Below are 12,181 nucleotides of genomic sequence, written 5' to 3'. Positions count from 1 at the left end.
GTGAGGTGAGCGGTATTCGTCATGCTGTGGTTCCTCCAAGGCCCACCACGGAACTCCTGCCCCTCGGCATTTGCTCGCAGCTGAACCTTCTCGATGATGTGCCACATAACCATCTCGAGGGCTGGCTCGAGGCCTGAGCTGTCGATCTGGATCAGCCCATCGCCATCGCGCATGGCTTGGGTGCGGGTGCGGATCTGGTCAATTTGCGCGTCGATCAGCTTTTTCTGTTGGTCGGCGGCCTCGCGCTGTATATCGAGCTGCTGCTGTATCGCGCCCTCCAGGTCCCAGCGCTGGCTCATCGAAAGATCCCCTCCGCCCAGGGTTTCCCACATGTTGGCCGATGACTCAGCTAGACCGGTGATAGTGTCGCTGGTGGCTCCCAGGATGGACTCCACCTTGCGGGCGTCAGCTCCAGCCCCGCCACGGCGATATTGGCGGTGAACTCCATGGCCGCGATGCGCTCATTGCTCGCCAACTCCATGGCGACCTTCTCAAGCTCGGTGAGCTGGGCGGTGCTCTTCTCGATCTGGTCGCCGGTCATTTCAGCGACGGTGCCCATTGTCGATATGGTCTTGTTGACCTCGATGAGCCGGCCATCCAGACCCATCACAAACTCGCTCGTGTCGGACAGGTCCGCCGACAGGACATTGATGCCCGCGCCGCTCCCGCCGATGTTGGCCACGGAAAGGGCCGCACCTACGGCGGCTGCGTCCAGAGTCTTGATGTCTTCGGTGCCTTCGCCGATACCGGACAGGGCAATGGCGGCTTCTACGGCAGCTTCGGAAAGGGTCTTCATGCCCCTGCCGCCGTCACCGATGCCCGACACTGAGAGGGCGGCCTCTATTGCGGCCTCGGATATGTTTCGCGTGCTGCTGGCTGCCTCTTCGGCACCTTGCGTCACCTGGTCAGTGCGTTGTTCACTTCCCCGGTGGCGCGGATCCACTGCCCGGTGGCGTGGTCCCAGGTAACGGTCCCGTCCTCGATGGCGTCGAACAGGTCGTCGTAGCTGTCCACGATGCCCTTGGCGGAATCATCGACAGCCTCGAGCAGCTTGCCCTGTGCCTCTTCGATGTCGCCGACGCTACCAGGTAATCCACTGCCTTGCCGGTCAGGTAGACCAGGGCCCCGGCGGCCAGGCCAGCGGCACCCACCAGGCTAGCGGCGCCGGTGGCTCCCATTACTGCGGCCAGCTTGCCGGTGGCTGCCGTCATCATCGGGATAGCACCCTTGGTCCCGGCAAGCGACCGCAGGATGGACAGTAGGCTACTGAGCACGCTCAGCACCGTTGTCAGGACGACAGCACCCCCGCCGATCTTGCCCATCAGCGCGACCCATTCCGGGTCAATCTTCATGATCCATTCGGCCAGGCTGCCGAGCTGCTCGATGAAAGGCACAAGGGCGGTGATGGTTCCGGCGGTGTACTCGCTCAGCATCTGGAAAGCGGTGCCCAGCGTTCCGATAACCGACGCCAGGCCTTCGGCGCTGGTGATGTCGGCATTGTTGAATATCCCGCCGATGGCTTCGCGGATGGCCTCGATCCCGCCAATGAAGCCGCTCCAGTCTGCCGACTCCAGGGCTTCTGGCAGGTTCTGGGCAACGGCGTGGAGCTGGGCCTCCATCGTCTGAAAGATGCCCTCCAGCTGGTCCACGAACTGCTTAAGCTGGCCCTCGTTCAGTGACACGCCGATAGCATTGAAGATGGCCGCGATGGCTGATTGAATCCCGCCAAACTCCTCGAGCAGCGGATCCCCCAGGTTGATCAGCGTCACCGTCATGGCGTTTTTGATCTTCTGGGTGCCCATGCCCACGGCATCGACCATCTTGTCGAAGGCGGCAGACGTTGCGCCCGACTTCTCTTCCATGTCCACCAGGCCAGACGCGAAGGCATCGGCCACGGGACCCATCAGGGACAGCATCCCCTTGGTGGCTTCGGATGAGCCGAACAGCATGCGCATCTGCTGCTCACTGCCCCCGGTAGCCTCGGCGAGCATGTCCATGAAGTCAGCAAGGCCCATGGATCGCAGGGCGGTCGCGCTGAACTCGATCCCCAGCTCTTCCGCCAGCGTCCGGGCTTGCTGTGACGGGCCCATGATCGAATTCAGGGCGGCGCCGACCTGGGTTACTGCCTGGCTGGTGGAAAGCCCGGTGGTGGTCAGTGCTGACGTGGCAGCCGCCAGGGTGTCGAAGTCCACGCCCAGCTGAGAGGCCAGGCCGGTGATGTTGGGCAGGGCGCTGGATAGCTCGCCGATGGTGGTCATGCCGTTGGCCATGGCCACGAACAGCGTATCGGTATAGTCCCCAGCCTCGCCGGCTTCGGCACCGTAAGCACTCAGGGTGCCGGCCAGCGACTTGGCGGCGGTGTCGAGGTCGGTCTTGCCGCCGACTGCCAGTTGTTCGGCAGCGGCCAGCAGGGTCAGTGCTTCTTCGGTGTCGTTGCCGGCACTGATCAGGTTGTAGTAGGCGCCGGTAATGTTGTCGATGGACTGCGTACTATCGGTGGCATAGTCGAGGATCCCGGCTCGCAGCGAGCCCAGGGACTCCCCGGACTCGTCCAGCAGGGTAGTGATCTCTCGAAAGCTGGCATCGAAGTCACCGGCCACCTTCACGGCCAGGCCGGTCACGGCGGCGCCTGTCGTCAGTAGCGCTGCCTCTGCCTTAAGCACGCCCATGGTGAAGTCAGCAAGCGGCTGTGCAGCCTTCTGAACGCTATCACCCACCCCTTGCATCTGGCGGGTCACGGACGTGACACCAGCCCCCATTTGATCGACGCCCTCAAAGATGATGGCGACACTTTTTTCTAGATCAGCCATCAAGGCGCCCCTTGCTCTCGCTGATGAAAACCAGCCAGCCGGCGGCGGTGGTGTCGCCTTCGTTGGCCTTGTCTTGCAGCAGCTTGAAATAGTTGGCAATTGCGGATTTGCTCGGCTTCACGTTGCGGCCCCTGGGGGGGCGTCCGGCGCGATCAGAGTTCATAGCGGTGGCCTCTCGAAGCGAAGCCCCAACCGTTGATGGCCTGGGCTCCATGGCGTTTGTTGGCCATGAATGCGCGAATGCGATCGGCACGCTCTGACACCTGGGCGGCCTTACGGCAGGCGCGACCCTCGTCATGGCCAGCAGCCAGCTGATAACCCCTCACGTCATCGCGCAGGCGCTCCATCTCACGGCGAAGCGGGGCGTCTTTCTCCCAGCTCGGCAGGTCGTGCATTTCGAGTAGTGCTAGCGCGTGGTCGATCATGCTGAAACCCGTTCATGGATATACCCTCAAAGTAGCATATTTTTCATACAAATTCCATCAAACATGAATTTCACTCATGATCATAGAAGGCCCAGGCCGCCCGGAGGGGCTGGGTTTTCTGACGAGCAGGCATGAACAACCCCAGCGCTTGGCTGGGCTCAGAAATGGAAAACCCGCCGGGTGGCGGGCTAGATGTATGCGGTGCGTTTAGTCAGGCCAACGGCCCGATAAGCTTACTCGGGATCGGCGCTACTGATGATCACGGGCGAGTCTTCCGCCTCTTCCGCCTGGGTCGCTGCGTCGGCATCCGGTTGCGCAGGTGAGAGAGAGGTAATGTACAAGCCGCTCGCATCAAAGGGCACCTCAGTACCCTCGGGGCATGGCTCGTCTTGATAGACAGTCCTGCCCTGGTATTTGCATTTTTGTATGTCAGCCGTGGCCGCCAGCGGCAGTATCGCCAGAAGTAGCAAAATCACTTTCATGGGCTCAGTCCCCTTTGGCTACCAGCAAGGCTAGCATTTCATAATCTGCTTATTTGTACGGTTTTTCTCATGCTGCTCGTAGGAGAGCGACCAGAGCCGAGTCTCGATCAGGGTCAGCATTGCACCTGAGTTAGTGCCAGCATGAAGGCTCCAGGCGCTCGGCTGTCGGCGGTACCTCATCGGGCCGGCATACAGTTATGCCGTTGCTCCCATAACTGCTTGCGGCGCGGTAACGGGCGGAGAATTGCGTCGGTTGGGTGAGGCGCTAGGGTAGCCACGGTAAGGGGGCGTGTCGTGGCGGCCTATTCTGGCCCTGCTCTCAGGCACAAAAAACCGCCTCGATGGGCGGGCTGGGGTAGGATTCTGGGTCGTCGCTCAGTTGCTCGCGCGGAGGTGATGGTCTATATTGGGGATGCAGGCAAGCGCGGGGCTTGTAGAGGTCGCCGAAAGGTGGCAGCCCGAAAGGGTGGGATCCTCGAACCCGGGGCCTGTTTAAATACCATAGAGCTGCTCACTGCAGCTCTATTTTTTTGGCTCAGCGATAGCCAATAGCTGGCGCTTCTGATCTCTGCAGTTACACCAAAATTTTATGCCGTACCCTTCCAGGTTCTCCCTATGCCTATAGAGTTTTTCAGCTGTTAGCTCTAGATACCTAGGCTCTACTTCGTTATATCTATTGGGAGTAACAGCATAGTAGAGACCCGATGCCATGGCATCAGCAAATTGAAGACCTGCCAGTTGATCATGGTTCACTGCCCTGACCAAGGATGGATCCACAGAAGTCCAGTCGATACGCACATTGCTCTGGTCGAATTTTAGCTTGTTTAAATACTCGACCAAGTCTTGGTAAGACATCCTGGTACGGTTCGAATAGATTAGCTCGGCCTTGCCATCACCTGTACCCTGGATCCGATTATCGCGGCAAAGCCAAGAAACGCGTTCTAAGAGGAGTCTGCTGGCGTAGCGATAGAGGGCGTAGGGCTCTTGCTGGAATACGTCGGGAGAGGCGATGCAGGGCTTGTGAATGACGATATTGACAGCACGAACAGGCATTCTCCCTAAGCGGCGAGAAATAGGAACGCGCTGAGCATGCTTGAGGTCCTTGAAGTGGAGGGCCGCCTTGGGCTTCTTGCCAAGTAGTTCTCGCAACTCTTTGGCTGCAGGGATAATATTCTGCTGATCCTTCTCCTTCCTGATCACTAAAGCGGTAAGCACAAACCACCTTGACGATCCTGAGCCATTTTCTCTGAAGACAAAGCCCTCATCTCCCGCCTCATCAATATAAACAACAAAACTGGATGCCACTAATCCTCCTAGTCCTATCAAAAGTCCCGGCTACCAACCTGGCATTTCTCACCAAAGGCCTTGGGCAAATGTGAGTGCTTAGTGATTCTCATATTACCAGTTGCACGCCTGGCGAAGCGGTTGAACTTTCTCTTCCAGCCCAGCGATGTCGAAAGTGACAGTAATCGGCGAGCCATTGAATGGCGTGGCCCTCACCAACAGCTGCTCTCCGCCGAACATGCTGCGGACTACAGGTATAGACCTATTGCCACGAAACAGGCCGAGCAACCGGTTGTTTGTCGACGCGCTCATTTTGATGGTCCGTGCATCCCGTGAGTCGATGCGAATGACGACATGGCCCCAGTCATGGTAAGGGCTGCTCGACATGTGCTGATCGTTAAATTCAACGTAAAGCGCTGTGGTGTTCTCCATACATCTCAGCTGAAGGCGAGCTGGCGCGCCTCCTCCGGACCGATACCTGTGCGGCACACGTTCTTTGGAGTAGGTGGTGAGCCAAACGCTCTCACTATCATCGACGGGCGATGTCTGCTGGCTTATCGACCAGGGAGACGGGGGCGGAGATGGCGATCGGGGCGGTGGCGGCCTGGGCTCCTCTTGCTCAGCTTCGCCCTCCTCTGCGTCTAGTACTACTGCGGCTTGCGTGTTCGTACCTGTGGTTACTGAGCGTTCTGGCTTGTCGGATGGATCGGCCAGTATGGCGTAGAGGAAAATTCCCCCAAACACCACCAAGATCATTTTAGTTGTGTTCCCCATGAGACCCCTGCGTTTTTCAGATTCTTTTTTTCAGCCCATAGGTATATCAAGTTTCCTGCCCTGCTGCATCGCCACCGGTGGGCGCCAAGCCCTCAAACGAAAAAACTGCTCGATGGCGGGGCAAAGCAAGGTTCAGTTAAATCAGTCGGTAGGCATGATGCTCAGCGCTTGGCCTTGGTCATTCCCTCAGCGCAATCCATCACATCGCCGGCCAGAAACAGCAGGTTCCCCCGGTTCTGCCCAGCCCGCACTATCGGTTGTGGCGGGGCCACCCATCGCAGGGGCGCCCTTGCTGGATGGCGGCCTTCAACTCAGTCACTGGGACGCCAAGCAGGCGGGCGGCATTGGTCAAGCCGATACGTTCAGATCGAAAATCGGTCATTGTGCGGGCCTCCAGCCGGTGATGCCGTATTCCTCGTCCAGCCACAGCAAGCGCTCGTCACCGTCGGTGAAGGTTGCGGCAATGGTGTCGCCGTCCTCCACCTGAGCCAGTGCCAGCATGAAGTCGTCAGGCTCCAGGCGCTCAGCGTCGGCGGGTAGCTTGGGCGGGTAGCTTGGTGGGGCTGCATACCGTAATGCCGTTGATTGGTTCGGCGACTATGGTGACGGTCATCGTGAGACCTCCTTATCTGAGAGAGCGATAGCCCCCCCCCTTTTTTTTAGGAGGGGCCAGACCCCGCGCTACTGCTTCTCGATGCGGTGGATCTCGGCGCCGATAGCGTCCTGGCGCTCACAGATTTCAGCCAGCACCTCAGCGATGACTTCTTGGCTCGGCTCGTCGTCGCCTTGGGCGCAGTAGGTCATCAGCATCTGAGTGAGGGCCTTGGCGCGGCGTGAATGGACTTCGATCGCGTCGATTCTGGTGATGGATTGTTGAGCGGTCATGCTGCCACCTCTTCGCCAGTGAATGCGCGTCCCAGCACCTCATGGGGCTGTCCGTCGAACTCGCCACGGTAATATCGGGCCTTCACCCAATCGGTGCGGGTCGGATGATAGAACCATGCGGCTGGCTCGGCATCACGCCGGCGAATACGATCCTTGGCTTCGTGCATTAGCTGAATGCGCTGCTGCTTGCTCAGGCCGGAAACCTGCTTCGTGAATAAGTAGCTGCCCCGGATGACTACGCGGTTACGATCAGCGCTGATATGGCTGGCAGTGTCGAGTGAATAGCTCATTTGGCGGTCTCCAGGCGAGTGAGGGGGAGCAGGCGTACAGCCATGGCCAGGGCAGCGGCTGTCAGGATTTCGTTACGGCGCGGGGCCAGTAGCTCGACCACGGTGCGGAGTTCGGCAGCGGTGACGATCATTCGGCACCCTCCTCGACGTATCCCGCATCCACGAGAAGTTCGGCGCGTCCCTCCAGGGTGCTTATCATCTCGTCCATGGCGACCATTAGGCCGTGCCGGTGGAAGTCGGTCAGTGGCATGGTCCCGTCCATCAACACGCTGAGAATGGCGCGCTGGGCAATGGACACGTTGAGCATGGTGCGGTAGTCCCCGAGAAAGGTAGCTGGGGTCAGCGCCTGGCTATCGATGGTAGACTGTTCTTGCATGTCGGCTGTCCTCTCAGTGGTTGCCGGTGTGTATCGCCCCGGGGTGCTCCAACACCTCGGGGCAATTCGTTTCTACTGCTTGCCCTTCTCTATGAATTCCAGCCCCGCATCGATCAGCGCTCGAAGTGCAGCCGCCTGGCTCACAGGCTGGCGCGTCACTTTCTCCAGCTCCAGGCGGTATGTCTCCACCCTTTCCAGCAGGTCGGCAGAAAGCCGGAGGCTGATATGTTGGTCGTGCGGAGCCATGCTTAATTCCTTTTGTGTTCGTATGTATGACAAGGTATGTCATTGCTCCATGAGAGGCAAGCACTTTTTGGCCGGTGACGATTGGTGCTTTAGGACCAGTGATGATCAAGGCATTTTGCAGCTTCCCCTCACCCTGCCACCGCCTCGCAGCAGTGCGACGGTCACTCATCTGAGCTATACCCCCCTGGTAACTTATAAGGGTCTTCAATAATTGAAGTCACAAAACCCCCAAAAGTGCCGATAAGGCTTCAATTTCTGATGCCTTTCTTGTTGAAAACTGGTCGTTGCACCGATAAGGCTTCATTTTTTGATGCCAATGGCTTCAATTTTTGAAGGTGGTAAAAATCTAACGTTGCGGGCCATACCGCTAACCTTTGCTTAGCTTGCGCGGTGCCACGATGGACGGATGAATCTCGAGCATCTTGCCGGGGCATTCGTCGATGGGAGCCCAAGTCAGCCCATAAAGAGCGCAGCGGGCGCCATCACGCCCTTTGTAGTTGGTGCGGGTCTTGATAATCAGGTTGCGCTCCTGCAGCTCTCGCAGCGCTCTGGATAGGGTGGCCTCGGCCATGCCTCCCCACTCACGCATCGTCTTATGAGTGGCCGAGAGATCCCCGTTGTTGCTTCCGTTGTACTGATAGCCCAGCGCAAGCAATACCTTAAGCGCGGAGGGTGAAAGCTCACGGAAGTCATCATGGCCCATGAGGAATCTAGGTATAGCGAGAGCGCCCCCAGCCCCCCAATGGACCTTGGGTTTTTTCTTCGACATGGGATCACCCGGCCTTGGATGCGGCCCCGCATATGGGGGCCGTGAGGTTACTGGCAGGCTGTTGGACGGATGAGCTATCATTCAGGTGTTCAGTCTGGAATGAAGCCTCGTCACTGGTAGCCACCAGGGCGGGGTTTTCTTTTAGTTGGTGTGACATGGCCCACCTCCGTGCTTCTCCTCGAACGCTTTACAGCGCACCCGGAACACAGGCGCAGCGGCGAAGTATCCCGCCATTTCCTCGGCATTGAGCCAATAGTGCTTACAGCGCCGTGGCTCGCCGTTGGTGTCAAGCGTCTGGTGAAACTCGCGGTCGATGGGCCAGCCGGCCCGGTACAGTTCACTGACCCTGGTTCTGAAGTCGGAAAGCGGCAGGCCAGTGAGGCGGTGGTAGCTGTATTGGTCGCAACCATCTCCACGCAGGAGCATGGCGAGGACGGCACGGGTGTGGGTAATGAAATGCTCTTGGGTTGGGAACCTCGGAAGCCGGCTCATTGCGCCACCTCCCGACTTGCCTCCCATGCTTCCAGATCGGCAAGGCGCCAGCGTGTGCAGCTCGCCCCTAGTTTGATGGGGGGAGGAAAATTGCCTTCCCTTACCCAGCGCCAGGCGTTGCCCGGCCAATCTCGTACCGCTCGGCTACCTGCTTATCACTGAGCCACTTGCTGACTGTGTGTGTTGCTTGATTCATTGGAGTCACCTTGTCTCATTGGCTATCAACAAGGCGAAGAATGTCTAGTTTTTGGATTCAATAAGATTCAGGAGGGGGAATATTTTTCTGAATTCAAAACTCCATTAAGGAAATGGCATTCAATTGCCTCTACGGATAATTGAATGCCTGCAGTTTTCTTTATTCAAAGTTGTAGCCCTTCGAGCTCGGCTGCCTTGCTGACGATGTCGCTCAAGTAACCAGCTTCGCGCTCAAGTCGTCCAAAGAACCCCCCTATGGTTCTCGAGGGGCGCATGTCTAGCTCGCCAAACCTTCCATCTGGAAACAGTGCGTTTGCCATACATTTTGCCGTGATTTCTGAGCGTGTAAGGCAAGCCCAGGTCTTCAGGTCAGCATATGCTGCGGCTCGGTATTCGAAGAGCTTCCGTACTTCTGAAGGACGTACCCTTGGCAAGGATCCCCCATCAGTATAGCGCGTGACAAGATAGCGCCTTATTGCTTGGACTTCAGCATCAATAGTGGGGTAGCCCTCAACAACCACGTAGCTGCTACCATCATCTCCGTAAATCGGGATGTGGGCGAACATCGAATCACGGACCTCCTCAAAATCCCATCCAGACCTGTCGGCCAGAGATTGTGCAGCTTGCTCGACACGCTGGATTAGATCTGCATTCCTTTTCATAAAGTCCATTGCATGCCACAGGGTGACAAGGCTTACATCCTCTCTTCTATCTGGATAGTAGCCTTCACCCATGATATTTTGTGCAGCCATGCTGGCCTGCTCTGACAGCGCCTCATCTTCCGGTCCCTGTCGTCCAGTTTAGCAGCAACTTCCGGATCCTGGTGAATACTCCGCTGCACTTTGAAAATTTCGACCATGGGCTCCATGGCGAAGCGCTCATACGGACGTTTGGCTCCATTTGCCAGTTGTTCCAATGCAGTGCTTATTTCCTTTTCTGAAGCAGTGTATTTCCTTCCTTCCCCTTCATACATCAAKGCTTCCGAAAATCGCCAAAAGAAGAATCGATCGCTTATAGCATAGGCGGCTTCGTACAGGTCCTTTTCCGGCCAGAGGGTATAGGGCTCTACCTCAAACCAATCGGGCAGTTGTGCCACATCTCGTATGATTCGTTTCATAGCGCTACTCCTCACGCTCTCCAGTTGAAGAGGCTGGCCAGTGCGGTGGAGTACTCGCACGTTCGGGAGCTACCCTAGGCCAGCCAACACGGTGCGGCATCGCCGCGTGTATTCTGTGGATTATGATGGGGCTTTCGTTGGGTATTGCCCTGCCCTGCTCATAAGCCGTTGTTCAATCACTACTCCGGGCGGTCACACCTCCGCCTTACGCAGCGGGACCACATCGCCCTTGGGCTGGATCTTGCTGCAGAACATTGCCCAGTCCTGCATCAACCTGGCCCGCTTCTCCATCAGGTCGCCACGGCGATATGCCGCTTCGGCTGCGTTCTTGATTGTGTGGGCCAGGGCCATCTCGCATACGTGATGCGGGTAGCTGGTGCGTTCGGCTGCCCAGTCGCGGAACGTCGAGCGGAAACCGTGTACGGTGGCATCCACGCCCATGCGCTTGAGCACAGCAGCCATGGAAGCATCGCTAAACTTGCCACCTCTCGGGGCAGGAAAGACGAACTCGGCATGACGCGGCAGGCTCTCAAGCAGCGTGACAACCTGCTTGGATAACGGCACGCGGTGTTCCTTTTCTGCCTTCATGCGACCGGCGGGGATTGTCCAAACGGCGTTTGGCAGGTCGATCTCGCCCCAGGTTGCGCCACGAACCTCCCCTGAGCGGGCAGCCGTCAGAATGGTGAACTCTAGGGCTTTGGCAGCCATGCCCTGTTGCTGGCGCAGCTTCGCCATGAACTCGCCCATGTCGTCGATCGGCAGCGCCTTATGGTGCTTCACCTTTGATACTTTCGAGGGCTTCGGCAGGATGGCATCAAGGTTACCCTTCCAGCGTGCAGGGTTGTCGCCGGAGCGATGGCCATGCACGGTTGCCCACGCAATAACCGCCTCGATGCGCTGGCGTACCCTGGTCATGGTTTCGGTCTTGGTTTCCCACTCAGGCTCGAGCACCTTCAGCACATGGGCCAGTTCCACGTCGGCAACGGCCATCTTGCCCAGTACGGGATAGGCATAGGTCTTGAGCGTGTTTTCCCACTGCTGGGCATGCTTGGCGTTGCGAGACTCGGCCTGCTTCTTCTTGATGACCTCACTGGCGCATTGCTCAAAGGTAATATCGCGTACCTGCTGGGCCAGCAGAGCGCTTCTAAGAGCCCGACGCTCGACTACTGGGTCGATGCCCTGCTGAATCTTCGAACGTGCCTCCCTGGCCTTCTCTCGGGCGCCGGCGAGTGTTGTGTCAGGGTAGCCACCCAGGCAATGTCTCTGCGCTTTGTGCCGACCATTGCGCGCAGCACCCAAGAACGAGCGCCAGACCTGGCCACTTGTAGATGAAGGCCGGCCACGCCCCCAACGGCATACAGGCCAGGCTCGGTCAGGCGCCTGACATCGACGGCGGCTAGTTCGGGCGCTTTCTTGGGCATGGCATCATCTCCAACATCTAACCCAACATAAATAAAGTCATTGGATGATAGCCGGTGGCACAAGGTAATACAAGGCGTGGTTGTTAGGAGGGCCAGAAATAGAGGTAGGCAATTGATATGTAATGTCTATTTGTCATTCCCTGAGCACTCATGATACACCCTGGCACACGACCGAATGGCGGGCTGTCCCTCCGCCAATTATCAAGTTAGGCCGCTGATTTCAGCGGCTTTTCTTTTTTGTGGCCAACAGGCCGTCTCATTTGTTGGCACCGCTGATCCTGGCCAAGGCCAATCTGCAATGACTTATACATCGTATCCACGAGGCTTCGATACTCGATACGGCACTCCTGTGAGTTTATCCCAGCCTCAGATCGCCCAGCATCGGTTCCAGAAAGAAACCGAAGAGAAAGGCCACTGCTGCAGCGCCGCCGCCCATGAGCAGGGTCTCCAAACCGGCTTGAAAACGACGGGTATCAAGCACCCACCCCTTGATCCAGCCGATACCGAACAGCGCCAGGGCTGTTACCACGCCACTGGCAACGAAGTATTCCGCACCGCTGAGATAGGGAACCAGAAAGGGTAACAACGGTAGCGCCCCGACGCCCATGAACACGG

Annotated in this window: 21 protein-coding genes; all 21 read right to left on the bottom strand. The window is 57.9% G+C overall.

What is annotated here, in order from left to right:
- A partial coding sequence (locus Q427_RS15885) for a hypothetical protein (RefSeq protein WP_043515679.1) occupies nucleotides 1-299 on the bottom strand: 299 nt, incomplete at its 3' end.
- A gap of 50 nt (nucleotides 300-349) precedes the next feature.
- Nucleotides 350-796 carry a hypothetical protein gene (locus Q427_RS15880; protein ID WP_155833592.1) on the bottom strand — a complete coding sequence of 149 codons (447 nt, stop codon included), beginning with the start codon at nucleotides 794-796 and terminating at the stop codon, nucleotides 350-352.
- 121 nt (nucleotides 797-917) lie between these two features.
- Nucleotides 918-2,810 (bottom strand): phage tail tape measure protein, encoded by a 1,893-nt coding sequence (locus Q427_RS15875; RefSeq protein ID WP_051496438.1) that lies wholly within the window; start codon nucleotides 2,808-2,810, stop codon nucleotides 918-920.
- Nucleotides 2,803-2,931, bottom strand: coding sequence for a hypothetical protein (locus Q427_RS35455; protein ID WP_269321259.1), 129 nt, complete (start codon nucleotides 2,929-2,931; stop codon nucleotides 2,803-2,805). The genes Q427_RS15875 and Q427_RS35455 overlap by 8 nt, the downstream gene beginning before the upstream one ends.
- A 31-nt stretch (nucleotides 2,932-2,962) precedes the next feature.
- Complete coding sequence (locus Q427_RS15870; protein WP_043515676.1) at nucleotides 2,963-3,235, bottom strand: hypothetical protein; 273 nt, start codon at nucleotides 3,233-3,235, stop codon at nucleotides 2,963-2,965.
- A 233-nt stretch (nucleotides 3,236-3,468) separates the two neighbouring features.
- Nucleotides 3,469-3,717 (bottom strand): DUF4124 domain-containing protein, encoded by a 249-nt coding sequence (locus tag Q427_RS15865; RefSeq protein WP_043515673.1) that lies wholly within the window; start codon nucleotides 3,715-3,717, stop codon nucleotides 3,469-3,471.
- Nucleotides 3,718-4,239: 522 nt separating this feature from the next.
- Entirely contained in the window at nucleotides 4,240-5,022 is a 783-nt protein-coding gene (locus Q427_RS15860) for a DUF3800 domain-containing protein (RefSeq protein WP_043515672.1), read from the bottom strand.
- A 93-nt stretch (nucleotides 5,023-5,115) separates the two neighbouring features.
- On the bottom strand, nucleotides 5,116-5,757 hold the full coding sequence (locus Q427_RS30310; protein ID WP_197030680.1) for a type VI secretion system-associated protein TagO: 642 nt from the start codon (nucleotides 5,755-5,757) through the stop codon (nucleotides 5,116-5,118).
- Between the two features lie 396 nt (nucleotides 5,758-6,153).
- Nucleotides 6,154-6,276: a hypothetical protein gene (locus Q427_RS35450; RefSeq protein WP_269321258.1), complete on the bottom strand. Its 123-nt coding sequence runs from the start codon at nucleotides 6,274-6,276 to the stop codon at nucleotides 6,154-6,156.
- Nucleotides 6,277-6,456: 180 nt separating this feature from the next.
- Nucleotides 6,457-6,660, bottom strand: coding sequence for a hypothetical protein (locus Q427_RS15850; protein ID WP_043515668.1), 204 nt, complete (start codon nucleotides 6,658-6,660; stop codon nucleotides 6,457-6,459).
- On the bottom strand, nucleotides 6,657-6,950 hold the full coding sequence (locus Q427_RS15845) for a hypothetical protein (RefSeq protein WP_043515665.1): 294 nt from the start codon (nucleotides 6,948-6,950) through the stop codon (nucleotides 6,657-6,659). Before Q427_RS15845 ends, Q427_RS15850 begins: the two co-directional genes overlap by 4 nt.
- Nucleotides 6,947-7,081 carry a hypothetical protein gene (locus Q427_RS35445; protein ID WP_269321257.1) on the bottom strand — a complete coding sequence of 45 codons (135 nt, stop codon included), beginning with the start codon at nucleotides 7,079-7,081 and terminating at the stop codon, nucleotides 6,947-6,949. The genes Q427_RS15845 and Q427_RS35445 overlap by 4 nt, the downstream gene beginning before the upstream one ends.
- The gene (locus tag Q427_RS15840; protein ID WP_043515663.1) at nucleotides 7,078-7,326 is read right to left on the bottom strand and encodes a hypothetical protein; all 249 of its coding nucleotides are present in this window, start codon (nucleotides 7,324-7,326) and stop codon (nucleotides 7,078-7,080) included. Before Q427_RS15840 ends, Q427_RS35445 begins: the two co-directional genes overlap by 4 nt.
- A 72-nt stretch (nucleotides 7,327-7,398) precedes the next feature.
- Complete coding sequence (locus tag Q427_RS31410; RefSeq protein WP_155833591.1) at nucleotides 7,399-7,572, bottom strand: hypothetical protein; 174 nt, start codon at nucleotides 7,570-7,572, stop codon at nucleotides 7,399-7,401.
- 367 nt (nucleotides 7,573-7,939) lie between these two features.
- Nucleotides 7,940-8,275: a helix-turn-helix domain-containing protein gene (locus tag Q427_RS15835; protein WP_197030679.1), complete on the bottom strand. Its 336-nt coding sequence runs from the start codon at nucleotides 8,273-8,275 to the stop codon at nucleotides 7,940-7,942.
- Between the two features lie 207 nt (nucleotides 8,276-8,482).
- On the bottom strand, nucleotides 8,483-8,833 hold the full coding sequence (locus Q427_RS15830; RefSeq protein WP_043515659.1) for a hypothetical protein: 351 nt from the start codon (nucleotides 8,831-8,833) through the stop codon (nucleotides 8,483-8,485).
- Complete coding sequence (locus Q427_RS34220) at nucleotides 8,830-8,910, bottom strand: hypothetical protein (protein ID WP_231613729.1); 81 nt, start codon at nucleotides 8,908-8,910, stop codon at nucleotides 8,830-8,832. The genes Q427_RS15830 and Q427_RS34220 overlap by 4 nt, the downstream gene beginning before the upstream one ends.
- A 282-nt stretch (nucleotides 8,911-9,192) precedes the next feature.
- On the bottom strand, nucleotides 9,193-9,780 hold the full coding sequence (locus Q427_RS15825; protein WP_155833589.1) for a hypothetical protein: 588 nt from the start codon (nucleotides 9,778-9,780) through the stop codon (nucleotides 9,193-9,195).
- On the bottom strand, nucleotides 9,723-10,145 hold the full coding sequence (locus Q427_RS15820) for a hypothetical protein (protein WP_043515656.1): 423 nt from the start codon (nucleotides 10,143-10,145) through the stop codon (nucleotides 9,723-9,725). The genes Q427_RS15825 and Q427_RS15820 overlap by 58 nt, the downstream gene beginning before the upstream one ends.
- A 192-nt stretch (nucleotides 10,146-10,337) precedes the next feature.
- Nucleotides 10,338-11,444 (bottom strand): tyrosine-type recombinase/integrase, encoded by a 1,107-nt coding sequence (locus Q427_RS15815; RefSeq protein WP_231613728.1) that lies wholly within the window; start codon nucleotides 11,442-11,444, stop codon nucleotides 10,338-10,340.
- A 477-nt stretch (nucleotides 11,445-11,921) separates the two neighbouring features.
- On the bottom strand, nucleotides 11,922-12,181 hold a 260-nt coding region (locus Q427_RS15810), incomplete at its 5' end, for a VIT1/CCC1 transporter family protein (protein ID WP_043515654.1).

The organism is Halomonas sp. BC04 (genome assembly GCF_000568385.1).
This window is presented reverse-complemented; position numbering and strand designations above follow the sequence as displayed.